Origin of the sequence: Cellulomonas sp. B6 (assembly GCF_001462455.1) — a bacterium.
Lineage (GTDB): Bacteria > Actinomycetota > Actinomycetes > Actinomycetales > Cellulomonadaceae > Cellulomonas.
Window position 1 is genome coordinate 1 of sequence record NZ_LNTD01000006.1, and the last position, 19207, is coordinate 19207.

The 19207-nt window shown below is 74.1% G+C and carries 17 protein-coding genes; 3 read left to right on the plus strand and 14 right to left on the minus strand.

From position 1 onward, the window contains the following. Position 1 precedes the first annotated feature (1 nt). Positions 2-1882 (minus strand): allophanate hydrolase, encoded by a 1881-nt coding sequence (gene atzF / locus ATM99_RS00470; protein ID WP_223304735.1) that lies wholly within the window; start codon positions 1880-1882, stop codon positions 2-4. After that, entirely contained in the window at positions 1879-5511 is a 3633-nt protein-coding gene (uca, locus tag ATM99_RS00475; protein WP_062101000.1) for an urea carboxylase, read from the minus strand. Before uca ends, atzF begins: the two co-directional genes overlap by 4 nt. 236 nt (positions 5512-5747) lie before the next feature. On the opposite strand from uca, the gene ATM99_RS00480 reads away from it, so the two are divergent. Both ATM99_RS00480 and ATM99_RS00485 read left to right on the plus strand, forming a co-directional pair. Then, positions 5748-6800 carry a type IV toxin-antitoxin system AbiEi family antitoxin gene (locus ATM99_RS00480; protein ID WP_062101001.1) on the plus strand — a complete coding sequence of 351 codons (1053 nt, stop codon included), beginning with the start codon at positions 5748-5750 and terminating at the stop codon, positions 6798-6800. After that, positions 6778-7674: a hypothetical protein gene (locus ATM99_RS00485; RefSeq protein ID WP_062101002.1), complete on the plus strand. Its 897-nt coding sequence runs from the start codon at positions 6778-6780 to the stop codon at positions 7672-7674. The genes ATM99_RS00480 and ATM99_RS00485 overlap by 23 nt, the downstream gene beginning before the upstream one ends. A gap of 33 nt (positions 7675-7707) precedes the next feature. On the opposite strand, the gene ATM99_RS00490 is transcribed toward ATM99_RS00485, so the two are convergent. The 6 genes from ATM99_RS00490 to urtA form a co-directional block, all read right to left on the minus strand. Further along, positions 7708-8445: a GntR family transcriptional regulator gene (locus ATM99_RS00490; protein ID WP_082659094.1), complete on the minus strand. Its 738-nt coding sequence runs from the start codon at positions 8443-8445 to the stop codon at positions 7708-7710. Positions 8446-8575: 130 nt separating this feature from the next. Then, complete coding sequence (gene urtE, locus ATM99_RS00495; RefSeq protein ID WP_062101003.1) at positions 8576-9271, minus strand: urea ABC transporter ATP-binding subunit UrtE; 696 nt, start codon at positions 9269-9271, stop codon at positions 8576-8578. Next, entirely contained in the window at positions 9271-10143 is an 873-nt protein-coding gene (urtD, locus tag ATM99_RS00500) for an urea ABC transporter ATP-binding protein UrtD (RefSeq protein WP_082659095.1), read from the minus strand. Before urtD ends, urtE begins: the two co-directional genes overlap by 1 nt. Continuing rightward, a complete protein-coding gene (gene urtC, locus ATM99_RS00505; protein ID WP_062101004.1) occupies positions 10140-11354 on the minus strand; it encodes an urea ABC transporter permease subunit UrtC in 1215 nt (404 codons plus the stop codon). The genes urtD and urtC overlap by 4 nt, the downstream gene beginning before the upstream one ends. Next, the gene (urtB, locus tag ATM99_RS00510) at positions 11351-12235 is read right to left on the minus strand and encodes an urea ABC transporter permease subunit UrtB (protein WP_062101005.1); all 885 of its coding nucleotides are present in this window, start codon (positions 12233-12235) and stop codon (positions 11351-11353) included. Before urtB ends, urtC begins: the two co-directional genes overlap by 4 nt. 134 nt (positions 12236-12369) lie before the next feature. Further along, on the minus strand, positions 12370-13569 hold the full coding sequence (gene urtA, locus ATM99_RS00515) for an urea ABC transporter substrate-binding protein (protein ID WP_223304736.1): 1200 nt from the start codon (positions 13567-13569) through the stop codon (positions 12370-12372). A 376-nt stretch (positions 13570-13945) separates the two neighbouring features. On the opposite strand from urtA, the gene ATM99_RS00520 reads away from it, so the two are divergent. Then, a complete protein-coding gene (locus ATM99_RS00520; protein ID WP_062101006.1) occupies positions 13946-15178 on the plus strand; it encodes a pyridoxal phosphate-dependent aminotransferase in 1233 nt (410 codons plus the stop codon). Between the two features lie 84 nt (positions 15179-15262). On the opposite strand, the gene ATM99_RS00525 is transcribed toward ATM99_RS00520, so the two are convergent. Genes ATM99_RS00525 through ATM99_RS00550 form a run of 6 tightly spaced genes read right to left on the minus strand, consistent with a single transcriptional unit; the run spans position 15263 to position 19120 of the window. Beyond that, positions 15263-15754: a hypothetical protein gene (locus ATM99_RS00525; RefSeq protein WP_062101007.1), complete on the minus strand. Its 492-nt coding sequence runs from the start codon at positions 15752-15754 to the stop codon at positions 15263-15265. Then, positions 15751-16113: a response regulator gene (locus tag ATM99_RS00530; protein ID WP_223304737.1), complete on the minus strand. Its 363-nt coding sequence runs from the start codon at positions 16111-16113 to the stop codon at positions 15751-15753. The genes ATM99_RS00525 and ATM99_RS00530 overlap by 4 nt, the downstream gene beginning before the upstream one ends. 34 nt (positions 16114-16147) lie before the next feature. After that, the gene (locus ATM99_RS00535; protein WP_062101008.1) at positions 16148-16600 is read right to left on the minus strand and encodes a chemotaxis protein CheX; all 453 of its coding nucleotides are present in this window, start codon (positions 16598-16600) and stop codon (positions 16148-16150) included. Further along, a complete protein-coding gene (locus tag ATM99_RS00540) occupies positions 16597-16983 on the minus strand; it encodes a response regulator (protein ID WP_062101009.1) in 387 nt (128 codons plus the stop codon). Before ATM99_RS00540 ends, ATM99_RS00535 begins: the two co-directional genes overlap by 4 nt. Beyond that, entirely contained in the window at positions 16980-17984 is a 1005-nt protein-coding gene (locus ATM99_RS00545) for a protein-glutamate O-methyltransferase CheR (protein WP_062101010.1), read from the minus strand. Before ATM99_RS00545 ends, ATM99_RS00540 begins: the two co-directional genes overlap by 4 nt. Further along, positions 17981-19120 carry a chemotaxis response regulator protein-glutamate methylesterase gene (locus tag ATM99_RS00550; protein ID WP_062101011.1) on the minus strand — a complete coding sequence of 380 codons (1140 nt, stop codon included), beginning with the start codon at positions 19118-19120 and terminating at the stop codon, positions 17981-17983. Before ATM99_RS00550 ends, ATM99_RS00545 begins: the two co-directional genes overlap by 4 nt. Positions 19121-19207 lie beyond the last annotated feature (87 nt).

Consider the following 19207-nt stretch of genomic DNA (forward strand, 5'->3'; position numbering starts at 1 on the left):
CTCAGACCCCCGCCGCGAGCGCGGCCCGCCACCCGCCGGTCGCCGTGACGTCGACCCCGCCGGAGGCCGCCTCGGCCGTGCAGCCGAAACCCGTGACCCAGGACCCGTCGGCGAGCTCGACGGCGCCGAGCGTCATCGGCGCCGGCAGCGCGGCCAGGAACCGGCCGAGCGCACCGGGCGACAACCGCCAGACCTCCCCCGCGATCGACGCTCCCCGGCCCGGCCCGACGCGCACGAGCCCGGGCTTGCGGGGCGTCGTCACCAGGGCGACGAGGCGGTAGGCGTCGGACGTCGTGACCTCGCGCTCGAACCGCGCGCCGAGGTCGGTGAGCTGGCCCTGCAGGGGCTGCCCACGCAGGTGCGCGCCGACGACGAGCAGCTCGACCGTGCCGGGTACGAGCAGCGGGGCGCACGCGTCGCCGTCGACCAGGCGCGCCGCGAGGTCGAGCGCGAGCTGGTCCTCGTGCGCGCGTGCCAGCACCGTGACGCCGAACGGTCCGCCGTCGGCCTCGCCCGCGGGGACGGCGACGGCGGCGAGGTCGAGCAGGTTGACGAAGTTCGTGTACATGCCCAGGCGGCGGTTGACCTCGACCGGCTCGGCGGCGACCTGCGCGAGCGTCGGGTGCTCGGTCGTCGTGGGCAGCAGCAGCAGGTCGCACCCGCGCAGGACGCGTTCGGCGTCGACCCGCGCGGCGTCGAGCGCGAGGCGGTCGCGCACGTAGTCGGCGGCCCGGACGCCGCCGCCGGCCAGCACGATGCCGGCGACCGTGGGGTCGGCGTCGGGCGGGTCGGTCGCGAGGAACGCACCGACCGCGGCGTAGCGCTCGGCGACGATCGCGCCGTCGTACAGCAGCCGGGCGGCGTCGAGCATGCCCGAGACGTCGACCTCCCGCACCGTCGCGCCGGTCGCGACGACCTGGTCGACCGCCGCGGCGAACGCGCTGCGCCATCCCGGTGAGAGCGGCGCGAGGTCGGCGGCGCGCGGCACCGCGACGACCGGGTCGTCACGCAGCGCGACCCGCACGTCGGCGGGCCACGTCCGCCGACGGGCCCGCGGGTCGGCGACGTCGGCAGGGTCGGCCGGCGCGGCGTCGGGCACCTGGCCGGCCGGGGAGACGCCGCCGCCCGCCATCAGCCGGGTCGCGAGCACCCCCGTCCCGAGGTCGCGCGTGAACGTCGTGACCACGTCGTACGACGCGCACGCGGGCACGACGCCGTCCGTGGGCACGAGCCCGACCGTCGTCTTGATCCCGACGAGCCCGTGGAACGCCGCGGGGACGCGGCCCGAGCCGGCGGTGTCGGTGCCGATGCCGACGTCCGCGACGCCGAGCGCGACGGCCACCGCCGACCCCGACGACGACCCGCCGGACACGCGGTCGGGCAGGGTCGCGTGACGCACCGCGCCGAACGGGCTGCGGGTGCCGACCAGCCCGGTCGCGAACTGGTCGAGGTTCGTCTTGCCGAGCACCACGGCGCCCGCGTCGACGAGCGCCTGCACCGCGGGGGCCGTCGCGGACGCCGGCCCGGGGCGCCCGTGCGGCGAGGTCGCGTACGACGGGCACGCGGCCGTGGTGGGCAGGCCCGCGACGTCGACGTTGTCCTTGACCGCGAGCGTCGTGCCGGCCAGCGGCAGGTGCTCGCCCGCGGCGACGCGCGCGTCCACGGCCGCGGCGGCCGCGAGCACGTCGGCCTCGGGCAGCAGCAGCGTCCAGACCTCGGGCCGGTCGACCTCCCGCAGCCGCGCGTGGGCCGCCCGGACGCGGGCCTGCGCGGGCCCGTCGGCGACGCGCGCGCCGACGGGGGCGTGCGGGTCGTCGTGCGGGGCGTCGTGCGCCCCGACCGCCTGCGACGGCACGGCCGCGCGCGCGTCCGTCGTGCTCACGCGTCCACCGCCAGCACCGCGAGCGGGGCACCGGGGCCGACCTGCTGCCCCGGTTCGACGAGCACGCGCACGACCCGCCCGTCCGACGGCGCCGGGACCGCGAGCTCGAGCTTCATGGCCTCGAGCGCGACGAGCAGGTCGCCGGCGCGCACGTCGGCGCCAGCGGCGGCCTCGACGCGCCACACGGACCCGACCATCGGCGCCTCGACGAGCACGTGCCCGTCCAGCAGCTCGACGGTCGCGTCGTCCACGACCGCGGGCGGCGCGTCGTCGCCGGCGTCCGCGTCGAGCTCACCGGCGGCGGCCCAGGCCGCCCGCTCGGCCCCGAACGCGGCGGCCTGGCTCTCCTGGAACGCCGCGATCTCGGTGGCGTGCTCGGTCAGCAGGGCGAGGTGCTCGCGGTAGCTGAACGTGCCGTGCTCGACGCGCACGTCGAGCCTCCCCGCGGCGAACGCGGTGCGCTGCTCGGCGAGCTCCTCGGCCGTCACGGGGTGCCACACGATGCGGTCGAAGAACCGCAGCAGCCAGGGCACGCCGGGCTCGAACACGCCGTGCTGGCGGTGCCCGGACCAGATGGGCACGGTCCGGCCGACCAGCTGGTACCCGCCCGGGGAGTCCATGCCGTAGACGCACAGGTACTGCCCGCCCAGGCCCACGGTGTCGGCGGCGGTCCACGTGCGCGCCGGGTTGTACTTGGTGGTCATGAGCCGGTGGCGCGGGTCGAGCGGCACCGCGAGCGGCGCGCCCAGGTAGACGTCGCCGAGCCCGAGCACGAGGTACTCGGCCTCGGTCATGGTCCGCAGCACGTCGTCGCCCGAGCCCAGCCCGTTGACGCGCCGCACGAACTCGACGTTGGACGGCAGCCACGGCGCCTGCGGCCGCACGCCGACCGTGTACCGCGCGATCGCGTCGGCCACCGCGGGGTCGTCGAACGCGAACGGCAGGTGGACGCGCCGCGAGGGCACCACGAGGTCGGCCGTCGCGGGCAGCTCGGCCTCGAGGTCGACGAGCGCGTCGACGAGCTCGCGCACGGGCAGCAGCGCGGGGTCGACGTGCACGTGGAGGCTCCGCACACCGGGCGTCACGTCGACGACGCCCGGCAGGTCGAGCGCACCCAGCGCCTCGGCGAGCGCGTGCACGCGCATCCGCAGGCCCAGGTCGAGGACCATCGGGCCGTACTCGACCAGCACGTTGTCGTCCGCGCCGCGCAGGTAGACGACCTCGGGGCGGCCGAGCGGGTCGGACGGGTCGGCGGGGATGCGCGCGAACACGCCGTCGTCGCCGTCGGGACCGGTGGCGAGGTCCGCCGGGACGGACGCGGCCGCGCGCCGGACCGTCGAGACGCGCAGCGCGTCGGCGGTCGCCTCGGGCACGGGCACGAGCCGCACGGTGTCCCCCGGGCGGATCTGCCCGAGCTTCCAGCGGTGCCCGGCCACGACGGTGACGGGGCACGCGAACCCGCCCAGCGACGGACCGTCGGGTCCGAGCAGGATCGGGGTGTCGCCCGAGACGTTGAGCGCGCCCACGGAGTACGGGTTGTCGTGCAGGTTGGACGGGTGCAGACCGGCCTCACCACCGTCGGGGCGCGCCCAGCGCGGCTTGGGCCCCGACAGCCGGATGCCGGTGCGGTTGGCGTGCGTCTGCACGTGCCACGTCGCGGCGTAGAGCATGGTCATGTCGTCGCGCGTGAAGTACGTCGGTGCGGGCTGCGGGCCCTCCTGGACCGCGAGCTCCCAGGCGTGCACGAGCGCGGGTCGCGCCTCGGCGGGGACGACGGCCGCGGCGGGTGCGTCGTCCGGGACGGGCGCGGGCACCAGGACGTCGCCCGTGGCGAGCGCGCGGCCGGTGTAGCCGCCGAACCCGCCGAGCGAGAACGTCGCCGCCGACCCGAGGTACGCGGGGACGTCGAGACCCCCGCGGACCAGCACGTACGTGCGCAGGCCCGCCCCGCCCGGCGTGCCGACGTCCAGCACGGCGCCGGCTGGCACGTCGACCGGCTCCCACTGCGGGACGCGCACGCCGTCGACCGTGACGGGTGCGTCGGCACCGGTCACGCACACGACCGCCGCGTGGCTGAACCGCAGGCTCGGGCCCGCGAGCGTGCACTCCAGGCCCGGGGCGCCCTCCGGGTTGCCGAGCGCGACGTTGCCGAGCCGGAACGACAGGTCGTCCATCGGCCCCGACGGGCTGATGCCCACGTCCCAGTGCCCGAGGCGGCCGGGCCAGTCCTGCACGGTCGTCATGACCCCGGGGCGCAGCACCTCGACCCACGGCTCGTCGTCCGTGACGCCCGCGAGCGTGCCGGTCGTGTGCGCGGCGGCGCGCACGTCGTCGTCGACGACCGCGGCGCGCAGCAGCGGCAGGTTGGTGACGACGCCGTGCAGCGCCGTGCCGGCCAGCGCGTCGGACGCCGCGGCGAGCGCGGCCGTGCGGTCGTCGGCGCGCACGACGACCTTGGCGAGCATCGGGTCGTAGTGGCTCGTGACCTCCTGCCCGGCCTCCGCCCACGCGTCGACGCGCACGCCTGCCGGGTACTCGACGTGCGTGAGCAGGCCCGCGCTCGGGCGGTAGCCGCGGCGCGGGTCCTCGGCGTAGACGCGCGCCTCGACCGCGTGCCCGCGACGGGGCGGGCCGTCGTCCGGCAGGGCCGCGAGCTCGGCGGTCAGGTCGGCGTCGCCGCGTGCGAGGCGCAGCATCCAGCCGACGAGGTCGACGCCCGTGATCTCCTCGGTGACCGGGTGCTCGACCTGCAGGCGCGTGTTCACCTCGAGGAACGACACGTCGCCGCGCTCGACGTCGTACACGTACTCGACCGTGCCCGCGGACCGGTACGCGACCGACGCCGTCAGGGCACGGGCCGAGGCCGCGAGACGCTCGCGCACGTCGTCGGGCAGGCCCGGGGCGGGTGCCTCCTCCAGGACCTTCTGGTGGCGACGCTGCAGCGAGCAGTCGCGGTCCCCCAGGCTGACGACGCGCCCGGCGCCGTCGCCGAACACCTGCACCTCGAGGTGCCGCGCGCGCCGCACGAACCGCTCGAGGAACACGCCTCCGCTGCCGAAGCTCGCGGTCGCCAGCCGCTGCACGCGCCCGTACGCCTCGCGCAGCTCGTCGGGCCCGTCGCAGGCCTGCATGCCGATGCCGCCGCCCCCGCCGACGGCCTTGAGCATGACCGGGTACCCGACGGTCTCGGCCGCCGCGAGGGCAGCGTCGACGTCGCCGAGCAGCCCGCTGCCGGCGATCAGCGGGACACCGGCAGCGCGCGCCGCCTCGCGCGCCCGGTGCTTGTCGCCGAAGACCTCGAGGTGCGCGGGCGTCGGCCCGACGAACGCGATCCCGGCGGCCTCGACCGCGGCGGCGAAGCCCGCGTTCTCCGACAGGAACCCGTAGCCGGGGTGGATCGCGCCCGCGCCGGTGTCCAGCGCCGCCTCGAGCACGGCGTCGGCGCGCAGGTACGACTCGGCGGCCGGTGCGGGCCCGAGCCGGACCGCGGCGTCGGCGAGCCGCACGTGCGGTGCGGCGGCGTCGGCGTCGGAGAACACGGCGACGGTCCGCAGGCCGAGAGCGCGCGCGGTGCGCAGCACGCGGACGGCGATCTCGCCACGGTTGGCCACGAGGAGGGTGTCGAACACGGGCTGCCCCTGGGGTCGGTCCGGGCGGGGCCCGGAGATCGACGGGGCTGTATACACCCCGGTATCCCGACCGTAGGAACCGGGTGTTTCGACGCCGACGCACGGGCGTGAACGATGCGTTACGGCCGGCGACCACAGTGGCCCTGCTCGGCGACCAGGCTGTTCGCGAATGATGAACGTTCATAGATGATGAACGTTCACGAATCGTGAACTATGCTCGTGGCGGGAGGAGTGAGATGGATACCGAGAAGCTCCGCGAGTCCGCGGCCGAGATCGCTCGAGCACGTCACGTGAACCTTCACTTCGAGGGCGACGAGGCCGTGCTCGAGTTCAGCGGGACGCGGGTCAGACGCCCGACGACATCGGTCCCCACCCCCGCGCACCTGAACCGAAGCGCATGGGTGGCACGACGACAGCCAGTCGAGGGACACCTGGTGCTCTTGGAGTCGGCAAGTCCTGCCGCGGCGCAGCACCTCCGCAGCAGAGGGGCCTGGTTCATCGACATGACAGGGCGCATGTACATCGAGGCACCCGGCCTCCTGATCGATGTCGACCGCCCCTGGCGAACGGGACCGAACGCCGACAAGGCCTCACGAGCCGCTCGCCCCGGCGGCGCCAACCGCGAGCCGGTGAACCTGATGAGCGCCGGACGCGCGCGCGTGATCTTCGCGCTCCTGTCGTGGCCAGAGCTGGCGGCCGCCCCTGTGCGGATGCTCGCCACGATCGCGGGAACCTCGATCGGAGTGGCCCAGCAGGTGCGGGTCGCGCTGCGCGAGGACGAACACCTCGCCAAGCGTCCTGCCGTCCTCTTGCGCCCGGACGACCTGCTCGACCAGTGGGCCGCAGCGTTCCCACGCGGGATCGCCTCACGAACCGAGCTGAGTCGATTCGCTGGCGAACCCTCCACCGCTGGGTGGTCAGCTACGGGAGTGCCCGTCCACGTCAGCGGTGAAGCAGCCGTGAACGGCCTCCACGGGCCCGGGCTCGTGCTCTACGTCCCGGACCTCGCTCCGCTGGCCGTCGTGCGCTCACGGTGGAAGGTGGCGACCGACCGCGAAGCGAACATCATCGTCCGCAGACAGTTCTGGAGCACCGGCACCGACGTCCCCGTGACGAATCCCGGGCGTTGGGGACGGCGGGAGCTGACCGCCAGCACCTCACCCCTCGCACCCCGCCTCGCCCCCGACGTCCTTGTCTACGCCGACCTCCTTGCGGATCGGGACCCCCGCCACCTCGAAGCGGCCAGCAACCTCCGGAAGGACATCCTTGCTCGACTTCACGCGCGGTGACGCTGCCGCCCTCCTCGATGAGACCGTCGCACCGGTGGTCACCGAGCTCCGCACCCACGGCGTCTCGCCTGACGCGCTCATGCTGTACGGGGCGGTCTGCCGTGACCTTCTTCACGCGGCGGCAGGGCACGTCAGCAGGCTGCGACGTACAGGTGACCTCGATCTGGCGATCGTCGTCACCGACCTCGAGGCATACCGCGAGCTCACGCAGTCGTTGCAAGGACCTCACGGCGCCTCCGCCTACCGCTTCCTCATCCGAGGGAGACCCGTCGACCTGATCCCGTTCGGCGGTGTCGAGAGACCTCGAGGCGTCGGCCCCTGCCAGGAGAACGTCTTGGGCTACCAGGAGGTGCACGCAGGGGCCCGGCCCATCTCCTCCCAGCATCCGGACCTCGGGGTGCGGGTTCCAAGCGTGCCGGGATACGTCGCACTCAAGTTGTCCGCGTGGGCGCACCGGCGGGACGTCCGCGACGCCGAGGACCTCAAGTACGCACTCTTCTGGTACCGCGAGAACCCCGACGTCGTCGACCGGCTCTACGACCTCGAGGCAGACGTCGACGTGGTGGAGCAGCTGGCCGGGCGCCCCGAAGCCGGGCTCGTGCACCTTCTCGTCCGCGACGCCCATGCCGTGCTCGGCACGGAGGCGGCGGCGGGTCTGCGCGACCTCTGGTCGGCTGAGGCGCCGAACGCCGTCGCCCGCGTCGCTCCGTTGGCCCGAGCCTGGGCCAAGGCGGACCTCGACGGCTGGCGGCTCACCGCGCGCGAGCCCGTCGACCTCGCGGCCCACGTCGACCTGGCGGTCATGCTCCTATCGCCAGTGACGCTTCTCTCCGTGGCCGACGCCGACCGGACCGCGGAGAGCATCGATCTCTAGCCCAGGCCGCGGTCGCCGGTGACGTTCAGATCCTCAGCCCGCCGTCGCCATGCGCGCCATCGCGTGCGTCGCACGCTCCATGACGACCTCGAGCGACTCCCCCACGTGCTTGTGCAGGGCCGTGAGCGACTCGGGCAGCCGCCGCTCGATCACGAGCCCGAGGATCTCGCGGTGCTCGTCGATCGTCGCGGTGATGCGGTCCTCCTCGACGAAGTCGTGCATCCGCACCGCGCGGATCTTCTGGTTGACGGTGACGAGCGCGTCGGTGAGCTGCGCGTTGCCCGACGCGCGGGACAGCACCTGGTGGAACCCCTCGTCGCGCAGCACGAAGCTCGGGTCCGGGTCGGGCACGACGTCGCGCATCTCGTCCCAGCGGGCCAGCTCGGCACGCAGCAGCACGTCGTCGTGCCGGACCTGCGGGTTCTCGATCGCACGGGCGATGCCGCGCAGCTCGAGCGTGATGCGCAGCTCGTACAGGTTGCGCAGGTCCTCGAGCGACGGCACGACCACCGCGTAGCCGAAGTCGGTGCGCTCGACCAGACCGTCGGACAGCAGACGCGACAGCGCCTCGCGCACGGGTGTGCGCGACACCTCGAACGCCTTCGACAGCTTGGGCTCGGTGAGCCGCTCGCGCGGGGACACCCGCCCGTTGAGGATCTCGTCGCGCAGCCGGTGGTAGACCTGCTCGCGCAGCGAGACCACCGGTGCGTCGGCGCCCGGCACGTCGGCCGCGAGCGCGTCACCGGCACCCGGTCGCAGCCCGTCCACCATGGTCACGACCCTAGACCTCCGCCCGACCACGGGCCGTGCGCGTCACCCGGCCGGGCCGGCACGGTCCGCGCGGCGCGGGCCGCCGCCGTGCTGCTCACGGCGCGGCTCACAGCGCGGCTCACAGCGCGGCTCACAGCGCCATGGCCGCGCGCACGTCGGCCTCCCGCTCGGCGCCACCCGCACCGGTCGCGGTCACGCGCCCCGACTCCAGCACCGAGTAGCGCGACGACGCCGCGAGCGCGAAGCCGACGTGCTGCTCGACCAGCAGGACCGACAGCCCGCCGGTGGCGGCGAGCTGCACGATCGCGTCCTCGATCTCGGCGACCACCGACGGCTGGATGCCCTCGGTGGGCTCGTCCAGCACGATCAGCCGCGGCCCGGTGACCAGGGCGCGCGCGATCGCGAGCTGCTGCCGCTGCCCGCCGGAGAGCAGCCCCGCGCGCCGTCCCAGCAGCCCGCGCAGCGCGGGGAACAGGTCGAGCGCGTCGTCGACGCGGCGTGCCCCGGCCGCCCCCTGCACGTCGGCGACGAGCTGCAGGTTCTCGCGCGCCGTGAGCTGCCCGAACGACTGCTGCCCCTGCGGCACGTACGCGAGCCCGGCCCGCACCCTCCGGTGGGGGCGCCACCGCGTGACGTCGTGCCCGTCGAGCAGGACCGTGCCCGCGCGCACGGGCAGCAGCCCGACGGCCGCGCGCAGCAGCGTCGTCTTGCCCGCGCCGTTGTGGCCCATGACGGCGACGACCGACCCCGTCGGCACCTCGAGGTCCACGCCGTGCACGACGGCCGTGCGCCCGTACCCCACGTGCACGTCCCGCAGCTGCAGCATCACTCCACCTCCGTGCTCGGGCCGCCCGCACGCGCGGCGCGACCGCGGCCGTGCGCACCCGACCCCAGGTACACCTCGACGACCCGCGGGTCGGCCTGCACCTGCGCGACCGTGCCCTCGGACAGCACGCGCCCCTGGTGCAGCACCGTGACGGACGCGGCGAACGCCCGCAGGAACTCCATGTCGTGCTCGACGACGACGACCGTGCGCTGCTCGCCGATGCGCTGCAGCAGCAGGCCCGTCTCCTCGCGCTCGGCCTGGCTCATGCCCGCGACGGGCTCGTCGAGCAGCAGCAGGCGCGCGTCCTGGACCAGGAGCATGCCGATCTCGAGCCACTGCTTCTGCCCGTGCGCGAGCACGCCCGCGGGCAGGTCGCGCACGTGCGCGAGGCCGACGGTCTCCAGGGCGGCCTCGACCTCGGGCGGCACGACGTGCCGCCGCCGCAGCAGGGTGAGCGGACCGCGCCCGGCGCCGGCGGCGATGTCGAGGTTCTGCAGCACCGTGAGCTCGTCGAACACGCTCGCGGTCTGGAACGTGCGGCCCACCCCGGCCCGCACGATCCGGTGCGACGGCCTCCCCAGCAGGTCGACCCGGCCGAACTGCACCGACCCGGTGGCGGGCGCCAGGCCCGTGATCGCGTCGACGATCGTGGTCTTGCCGGCGCCGTTGGGGCCGATGAGGAACCGCAGGTCCCCCTGCGTGACGGTGAGGTCGACGCCGTCGACCGCGACGAACCCGTCGAACACGACCCGCAGGCCGCGGACCTCGAGGTAGTCGTGCCGGAACCGGGAGCCCGGCGCGGCGATGACGGCCTCGAGCGCCTGCGGGTCCAGGCCGCCGGCGTCCGGCGGCGCGGTGGGCTGCTCGGTCATGCGTGCCTCCCGGCGGTGCGGGCCGCGGTGGCGGCGTCCTGGGCGGGATCGGGCCCGGGGTCGTCGGCGTGGGCGGACGTACCGGCGGGCGGGTCGGCCGGTGCGTCGCCCGGACCGGGGACGGCCGCGCCGCGCCGCCTGCGCCACAGCCCGCCGAGCGTCGCGAACCCGTTCGGCAGGAACGCGACGACGAGGATGAACAGCGCCCCCTGGAAGTAGGTCCAGAACGACGGGAACTGCTCCGAGAGCCCGGTCTGCGCCCACGACACGGCGATCGCGCCGAGCACGGGGCCGAGCAGGGTCGCGCGGCCACCGATCGCGACCCCGACGAGGAACCCGATCGACGGGATCACGCCCACGTCGGCGGGCGAGACGATGCCGACGACGGGCGCGAACAGCGCACCGCCGACACCCGCGAAGCACGCGGCGACCGCGTAGGCGACGACCTTGACGTTCGCGGGGTCGTAGCCGAGGAACCGCACGCGGTTCTCCTGGTCGCGCACCGCGACGAGCAGCTCGCCGAACCGCGACACCATGAGCAGCCGCACCACGGCGACCATGACGAGCAGCACGCCCGCGGCGACGTAGTAGAGCATCCGCTTGTTGACCGGGTCGGCCAGGTCGTACCCGAAGAACGACCGGAACCCGTTGAGCCCATTGGTGCCGCCCGTGACCTTCTGCTGGCCGACCAGCAGGATCGCGAACGCCGCCGCGAGCGCCTGCGACAGGATCGCGAAGTACGCGCCGCGCACGCGCCGGCGGAACACCGCGAGCCCCAGCAGCGTCGCGACGCCCGCGGGCACCAGCAGGATCGCCAGGACCGTGACGACGGGGTCGCGCAGCGGCTCCCACCACGCGGGGACCACTCCGTCGCCGTACAGCAGCATGAAGTCCGGCACGCCGCCGGGGCCCGCGTCGGCGAGCTTCATGTGCATCGCCATGAGGTACCCGCCGAGGCCGAAGAACACGCCCTGCCCCAGCACGAGCATGCCGCCGCGGCCCCACGCGAGGCCGATGCCGACCGCGACCATCGCGAGGCACAGGAACTTGGCGAGCAGGTTGAGGCGGAAGTCGCTGAGCACGACGGGCGCGACGCCCAGCAGCACGGCGGCCGCGAGCGCGAACCCGCCCCACACGCGCACGCGCGGGTGCCGCCACCATGGGCGCGCGGCGGCGTTCGGGGCCGGGGCCGTCGTCGCCGGGGCGCTCACGCGAGGCTCCGCGTGCGGACCGAGACCAGGCCCTGCGGGCGGACCTGCAGGAACGCGACGATGACGACGAACAGCAGCACCTTGGCCAGGCTCGCGGTCGTCGAGTACTCGAACGTCGCCTGCAGCAGGCCCAGCGAGAACGCCGCGACCACCGCCCCCTTGAGCTGGCCGATGCCGCCGACGACGACCACGAGGAACGCATCGACGACGTAGCTCGTCCCGAGCGTCGGCCCGATGGACCCCAGCAGGGTGAGCGCGACGCCCGCGACCCCGGCGACGCCCGAGCCGACGAAGAACGTCAGCCGGTCGGTCGCGCGGGTCGAGACGCCCGAGGCCTCGGCGAGGTCGCGGTTCTGCACGGTCGCGCGGATGCGCCGCCCGAGCGGCGTGAGCTTGAGGACCAGCGCGAGCACCACGACGCACGTGACCGCCAGCGCGAGGATGAACAGGCGCGTGCGCGGCAGGTTCATGCCGAGCACGGGCACGGCGCCCTGCAGCCACGCGGGCGCGCGCACGTCGACGTTGGGGGCGCCGAACACGTCGCGCGCGAGCTGCTGCAGCACGAGCGCGACGCCGAACGTCACGAGCAGCGTGTCGAGCGGCCGCCGGTACATGCGGGAGATGAGCGTGACCTCGAGCAGCAGGCCGAGCAGCCCGCCGACCAGGAAGCCGAGCGGCAGCGCGACGAGCAGCGAGACGCCCGCGTCGCCGATGAGCGCCTGCAGCACGAACGCCGTGTAGGCGCCGGCCATCATGAACTCGCCGTGCGCCATGTTGATGACGCCCATCTGGCCGAACGTCAGCGCGAGGCCGAGCGCCGCGAGCAGCAGCACCGAGCCGAGGCTCAGGCCCGCGAAGAGCTGGGAGAACAGCGCGTCCATGCGCACCGCCTTCGTCGTGGTGGGTGGGGACGCGCCCGCGGGGCGGCGACCCGGCACGACCGAGGGGTCGAGCCGGCCGGGTCGCCGCGGTCACGGGCGGGTCCGGGACGGGACCGCCGGGTGCCGACGGGCGGTCAGGACAGGCCCTCGGCCCAGTCGTAGCCCTCGAGGAACGGGTCCGGCTCGATCGGGCCGTCGGACTCCCACACGGGGTAGATGAGGCCGTCCTCGCGGATCTCGCCGATGTACGCGGTCTTGGCGATGTGGTGGTTGTCGCCGTTCACGGTGACGGTGCCCTCGGGGGCGTCGAACGTGACCCCGTCGGCGGCCTCCTGGATCGCGGCGACGTCGAACGACCCGGCCTTCTCGACCATGCCCTTCCACAGGTGGAGCGAGGTGTAGGCCGCCTCCATCGGGTCGGACGTGGGGCGCTTCTCGCCGTACTTCGCCTTGAACGCCGCGACGAACGTGGTGTTCTCGGGCGAGTCGACGGTCTGGTAGTAGTTCCAGGCCGTCAGCTGGCCCGCGACGTTCTCGACGCCGATGCCGCCGACCTCCTCCTCGGCGATCGACACCGAGACGACCGGCACGGCGTCGGCGGTGAGGCCCACGTTCTTGAACTCCTTGAAGAACGCGACGTTGGAGTCGCCGTTGAGCGTGTTGAACACCGCGTCGGCGCCCGAGGCCTTGAGCTTGTTGACGATCGTCGCGAAGTCGGTGTGCCCCAGCGGCGCGTACTCCTCGCCGACGATCTCGATGCCGTTGGCCTCGGCGTACGCGTTGATGATCTTGTTCGCCGTCCGCGGGAAGACGTAGTCCGAGCCGACGAGGAAGACCTTCTTCTTGCCCTGCTCGGCGAGGTAGTCCATGCCCGGGATGATCTGCTGGTTCGTCGTCGCGCCCGTGTAGAAGATGTTGGGCGACGCCTCGAGGCCCTCGTACTGCACGGGGTAGAACAGCAGCGCGTCCTTGGCCTCGAAGACCGGCAGCATCGCCTTGCGGGACGACGACGTCCAGCCGCCGAACACCGCCGCGACGCAGTCGGACGCGATGAGCTTCTCGGCCTTCTCGGCGAAGACGGTGGGCTCGGACGCACCGTCCTCGGCGACGACCTCGAGCTGCTTGCCGAGCACGCCGCCGGCGGCGTTGATCTCCTCGGCGGCGAGGTCGAGCGAGTCGCGCACGGTCTGCTCGGAGATCGCCATGGTCCCGGACAGCGAGTTGAGGAAGCCGATCTTCACGGTGTCGCCCGACGTGTCGACGCACGACGCGGCGCCCGTCGACCCGGCGGTCCCGGTGTCGCCGGCGGCGGTGCGCGCACCGCACGCGGACAACGCGAGGGCGGTCGCGACCGCAAGGACGGGCAGTGCGAGGGAGCGCGCGCGGGACGACCGCGGCGGTGTCGGCGCGGGGAGCGATGAGGAGGTCAACGGAGTGCCTTTCGCTGGGGAGGAGCTGAGGGGCAGTGCCGGACTCGGGTCACCGACCGCCGCGCTCACCGCGCTGTGTCCCGCGGCGTATACAGGTCGGTGCCCCTGCCGCAGGACGCTAGGGACCGCGTGTTTCGCGGGTCCCGCCCGCGGCGTAAACACTGGGTTTCGTCGGTATACAGCGCGGGATACGCGTCGCGGTCGCGGCGGGACCGCGACCGGGCCACGACTCGCGCGGTGGCCACGGCGCGAGCCGGCACCCCGGCGATACGCTCGCGGCATGCCGCTGCGCCCGCTCGACCAGTCCGCCAAGCTCAAGGGAGTGCTCTACGAGATCCGCGGCAAGGCCCTGGACGAGGCGGCACGCATGGAGGCCGAGGGCCGCAAGGTCCTCAAGCTCAACACCGGCAACCCCGCGGCCTTCGGCTTCGACGCGCCGCACCAGATCGTGTCCGACGTCATCGCAGCCGTGCCGCACGCGCACGGGTACACCGAGTCGCGCGGCATCCTGTCCGCCCGCCGCGCGATCGTCACGCGCTACGAGACCGTCGAGGGCTTCCCGACGTTCGACGTCGACGACGTCTACCTCGGCAACGGCGTGTCCGAGCTCATCACCATGACGCTGCAGGCCCTGCTCGACGAGGGCGACGAGGTGCTCATCCCGTCCCCCGACTACCCGTTGTGGACGGCCATGACGAGCCTGTCGGACGGGAAGCCGGTGCACTACCGATGCGACGAGTCGACCGGCTGGGAGCCCGACGTCGAGCACATCCGCGAGCAGATCACGCCGCGCACCAAGGCGATCGTCGTCATCAACCCCAACAACCCCACGGGGGCGGTGTACCGGCGCGAGGTGCTCGAGGAGATCGCGCAGGTCGCGCGCGAGCACAGCCTGCTGCTGCTCGCGGACGAGATCTACGACCGGATCCTGTTCGACGGCGCGACGCACATCCCGATGGCCTCCGTCGCGCCCGACCTGCTGTGCCTCACGTTCAACGGCCTGTCCAAGACGTACCGCGTCGCCGGGTTCCGGTCCGGGTGGGTCGTGGTCACCGGCCCGCAGGGGCACGCGCAGGGCTTCCTCGAGGGCATGACGCTGCTCGCCTCGACGCGGCTGTGCCCCAACGTGCCCGCGCAGCACGCGATCCAGGCGGCGCTGGGCGGCGTGCAGTCCATCGAGGCGCTCATCGCCCCCGGCGGGCGGCTGCACGAGCAGCGCCAGGTCGCGTGGGAGGGCCTCACCAGCATCCCCGGCGTCACGTGCGTCAAGCCCGACGGCGCTCTCTACCTGTTCCCGCGCCTGGACCCCGAGGTCTTCGGCATCGTCGACGACGCGCAGCTGGTCTACGACCTGCTGGTCAGCGAGCAGATCCTGCTCGTGCAGGGCACGGGCTTCAACTGGCCCACGCCCGACCACCTGCGGATCGTCACGCTGCCCGAGGCGCGCGTGCTGGCCGACGCGGTCGAGCGCATGGGCAACTTCCTGTCGTCGTACCGCCAGACCCCGCGCTGAGCGCGGCCGCGTCGACCGGCGTACCGACGACGGACGCACGACGAGGGCGGGGCACCGGCGACCGGTGCCCCGCCCTCGGACGTGTCAGATGACGAGCAGCGAGAACTTCCCCGTGCCGTAGCCCTCGACGGTCAGGTCGAGGTCGAGGCGACGCACGTACGCGCGCACCCACGGCGCGGCGTCGTGCGGCAGCGCCTCGCGCGGCGAGCACACCGTGTCGAGCCGCACGTGCGGCGTGCCCTCGGAGTTCATGAGGGACGCGACGATGTTGAGCACCTCGCGCGCGTTCTCCTCGAGGAAGTCCTCGAGCATGAGGGACACCGCCGAGTCCTCGGCCGTGCGCGCCGGGACCAGCCCGATCGCGGCACCGACGTACGCCGACAGCGGCACGTCCATGAGGCAGATCGCCTTGAGGCCCAGCAGCCGGTCCACGTACAGGCCGACGAGCGCGCCGCCCTCCGACTCGGGGTCGACCATCGCACCACCCGTGCGCACGTCGACCGAGCGCCCCAGCAGGCCCTCGAGCAGCTCGCGGACGTCCTTGGCGGACGGCAGCGGGACGACGTCCGAGCTCATGCCAGCACCGGGTCGATGACCTCGCGGAAGCCCTCGGGGGTGAACGGCTTCGCGATGAGGAACAGCGCACCCTCGCGGTCGGCCAGCTCCCGCATCTCGGGCGAGCCCTCGGACGTCACGAAGCCCAGCGGGGTCGTGAAGCCCTCGGCGCGCAGCCGGCGCAGCAGCTCGATGCCGGTCATCTCGGGCATGTTCCAGTCGGACAGGATGACGTCCGGCTCGTCGGCCCGCACCGCCTCGAGCGCCTGCGCGCCGTCGGCGGCCTCACGGACCTCCCAGTCGTAGCCGGCCTGCCGCAGCGTACGGATGACGATCTGCCGCATGACGCGGCTGTCGTCCGCGACCAGGACGCGGATCATCGGACTCCTCCTCGGTGTCGGTCGGTCGTGGGGGTCACGCGGCCCCCCGGACGCGGAGCACGAGCGGACGCCCGCGCCAGTCGAGGACCACCTCGGTGACGAGCACCGAGCCCGGCAGCCCCGGGTCGTGGTCGGCCACCTGCGGCAGGCCCAGCGTGCCCTGCGTCGGCAGGAGCGCCTTGACGTTGCCGCCGACGACGTTGGCGACCTCGCCGAACGCGTCGTGCAGGTCCTCCTCGAGCACGGGCTCGTCGGCGCCCATCTGCAGCAGCGCCCGCGCGAGGTCGTCGGCGGTCGCGCGCTCGGTCGTCACCGAGGCGCGCCCGGCCCAGCCGCCGTGCAGGTCGACCCACGCGACGACGGGCACCTGCCACGCCGGCGTGTCCCCGAACCACTGCGACACCGCGCCGGGCTCGTCGTCCACCATCGCGGTGAACAGCTCCTCGGCGATCGCGTACACGTCGTCGCCGGCGATCAGCGTGGTCATGCGGACTCCCCCACGGGCATGAGGCCGAGCAGCTCGAGCTTCTCGCGGATCGCGTCGACGCTGAACGGCTTGATCAGGTACTCGTGCGCACCGGCCGCGAGCGCCCGCACGATCTGGGAGTGCTCGCTCTCGGTGGTCACCATCATGAGCGTCATGTCCCGCCACTGCGGGTTCGCCCGCACGCGCGTGACGAACGTCAGCCCGTCCATCACGGGCATGTTCCAGTCGATGCACGCGAGCGCGGGCACGGGCCCGCCCTCGGCGAGCAGGTCCAGCGCGTGCTGACCGTGCTCCGCCTCGACGGGCTCGAAGCCCAGTCCGCGCAACCCTTGCGCGACGATGCGGCGCATCGTGCGCGAGTCGTCGATGACGAGTGCTCTCATCTCAGCCCTGCTCCTCGGGTGGACGTGGGTGCGAAGACCGGACCGGCCGGGCGGGCCGGGGTCGGCAGGACGGGGCGCGGCGGGACCGCCGCGAGGGGTGCCGGGCGGGTGCCCGCCGCCCCCAGGGGGGCCCGCACGGGTGCGGGCACGGCCGCGACCGCGGGCGCCGGGGCCGCGGCCGCCGCGCGCGCTCCCCCCGCCCGGTAGACCGTCGCGCGGTCGAGCACGACGCGCTCGTAGTCGTCGTGCACGCCGATGGTCGTCTCGGCGGCGCCGAGCACGAGGTAGCCGCCCGGGCGCAGCGCACCGCGCACGCGCTCGAGCACGGCCCGCTTGGTCGGCAGGTCGAAGTAGATGAGCACGTTGCGCAGGAACACCACGTCGAACGGTCCGCCCGGGGGCGGCACGTCGAGCAGGTTGTGCTGCCGGAACGTGACCCACCGGCGCAGCTCGTCCGACACCTGCCAGCCCGAGCCGGCGCGCCGGAAGTGCCGCACGAGCGTCGGCGCGGGCAGGCCGCGGTTGACCTCGAGCTGCGTGTACGTGCCGCTGCGGCCACGCTCGAGCACCTGCTCGTTGAGGTCGGTCGCGGTGATCTCCACGGCGACCGGCGGCGTGAGGACCTCCTGCAGCGTCATCGCGATGGAGTACGCCTCCTGGCCCGTCGAGCACGCGGCGGACCACACGCGCAGCCGTGCGAGCCCGCCCGCGGCGCGCAGCTCGGGCACGATGTGCCGGCGCAGCGCGTCGAACGGCGCGACGTCGCGGAACCACGACGTCTCGTTGGTCGTCAGCGCCTCGACGACGACGGCCGTACGGGCCGGTGTCGGGTTGGCCCGCAGCTGGGCGACGAACTGGTCGACGCCCGTGGCGCCGGTCTCGCGCGCGAGCGGCAGCAGCCGGCTCTCGACGAGGTACTCCTTGCCCGGCTCGAGCAGGATCGCGCTGCGCCGCCGCACGAGGTCGGCCACGAACGCGAACGTGTCCTGGCTGATGGTCATGCGACACCCCCGGCCACGCTGGTGCGCCGCGCGTCCTCGACGGTGCGGCCGATGGTCATCGCCATCTCGGCGAGCGGCACGGCGCGGTGCGCCCAGCCGGCGGTCGCGACCGCGCCGGGCATGCCCCACACGACGCTGCTGGGCTCGTCCTGCACGACGACGGTGCCGCCGGCGCCGACGATGCGCTCGGCGCCCGCGCGCCCGTCGGCACCCATGCCGGTCAGGACGACCGCGAGCAGGTCCCCGCCGACGGCGGCGACGGCCGAGCGGAACAGCACGTCGACCGCGGGCCGGCAGAAGTTCTCGGGGGGCGCCTGCGTCAGGTGCGTGACCAGCGAGGGTCCCGCGCGCCGCACCTCGAGGTGGTGGTCGCCCGGGGCGACGTACACGTGCCCCGGCCGCAGCGTGTCGCCGTTGCCCGCCTCGGCGACGGACCACGGGCCGAGCCGGTCGAGCCGCTGCGCGAGCTGCCGCGTGAACACGGGCGGCATGTGCTGCACGACGGCGACGGGCACGGACAGCGGGGGCAGCGCCGTGATGACGCGCGACAGCGCCTCGGGGCCACCGGTCGAGGAGCCGAGGACCACGAGCCGCACGGGCCGCGGCGTCGGCGCGGCCGCGAGCCGCACCCGGGCACCGGCGCCCGCGGGAGCCGCGGTCGAGGACGCGGCGGGGGCGGCACCCCCGGCGGGACGCGCCGCGCCGGTCCGCGCGGCGGGCCCGCGGCGTGCGGCCGAGAGCGCGAGGATCCGCGGGACGAGCTCGCGCGCGACCTGCTCGAGCGACTGCTGGACGCTGCCGACGTTGGCCGGCTTCGTCACGTAGTCGGTCGCGCCCGCGGCGAGCGCGTCGAGCGTCGCGTGCGCACCGCGCTCGGTCAGCGTCGAGAACATGATGATCGGCTGCGTGTGGCCGGCGGCACGCAGCGCGCGCACGGCCTCGATGCCGTCCATCTCCGGCATCTCGACGTCCATCGTGATGACGTCCGGCGCGAGCTGAGCGACCTTGGCCTGGGCGATCCGGCCGTTGGCCGCGACCCCCACGACGTCGATCGCCGCCTCGCGCGACAGCGCGTCGGTGACCAGGCGGCGGATGACGACCGAGTCGTCGACCACCAGCACCCGGGTGCGTGCCACGCGCTGCTCCTGTCTGTCGTGCCGTCGGGGTCTCCCGGCGACGTCCCTTCCCATCGGCCGGTGCGGCCCGAGGGTGAGCCGTCCGGG

Excerpts from the sequence above, each read along its gene's own strand:
- ATM99_RS00480 (WP_062101001.1), top strand. The coding sequence starts at position 5,748 with ATGGATACCGAGAAGCTCCGCGAGTCCGCGGCCGAGATCGCTCGAGCA.
- ATM99_RS00490 (WP_082659094.1), bottom strand. The coding sequence starts at position 8,445 with ATGGTGGACGGGCTGCGACCGGGTGCCGGTGACGCGCTCGCGGCCGAC.
- urtE (WP_062101003.1), bottom strand. The coding sequence starts at position 9,271 with ATGCTGCAGCTGCGGGACGTGCACGTGGGGTACGGGCGCACGGCCGTC.
- urtD (WP_082659095.1), bottom strand. The coding sequence starts at position 10,143 with ATGACCGAGCAGCCCACCGCGCCGCCGGACGCCGGCGGCCTGGACCCG.
- urtB (WP_062101005.1), bottom strand. The coding sequence starts at position 12,235 with ATGGACGCGCTGTTCTCCCAGCTCTTCGCGGGCCTGAGCCTCGGCTCG.
- ATM99_RS00520 (WP_062101006.1), top strand. The coding sequence starts at position 13,946 with ATGCCGCTGCGCCCGCTCGACCAGTCCGCCAAGCTCAAGGGAGTGCTC.
- ATM99_RS00525 (WP_062101007.1), bottom strand. The coding sequence starts at position 15,754 with ATGAGCTCGGACGTCGTCCCGCTGCCGTCCGCCAAGGACGTCCGCGAG.
- ATM99_RS00530 (WP_223304737.1), bottom strand. The coding sequence starts at position 16,113 with ATGATCCGCGTCCTGGTCGCGGACGACAGCCGCGTCATGCGGCAGATC.
- ATM99_RS00535 (WP_062101008.1), bottom strand. The coding sequence starts at position 16,600 with ATGACCACGCTGATCGCCGGCGACGACGTGTACGCGATCGCCGAGGAG.
- ATM99_RS00540 (WP_062101009.1), bottom strand. The coding sequence starts at position 16,983 with ATGAGAGCACTCGTCATCGACGACTCGCGCACGATGCGCCGCATCGTC.
- ATM99_RS00545 (WP_062101010.1), bottom strand. The coding sequence starts at position 17,984 with ATGACCATCAGCCAGGACACGTTCGCGTTCGTGGCCGACCTCGTGCGG.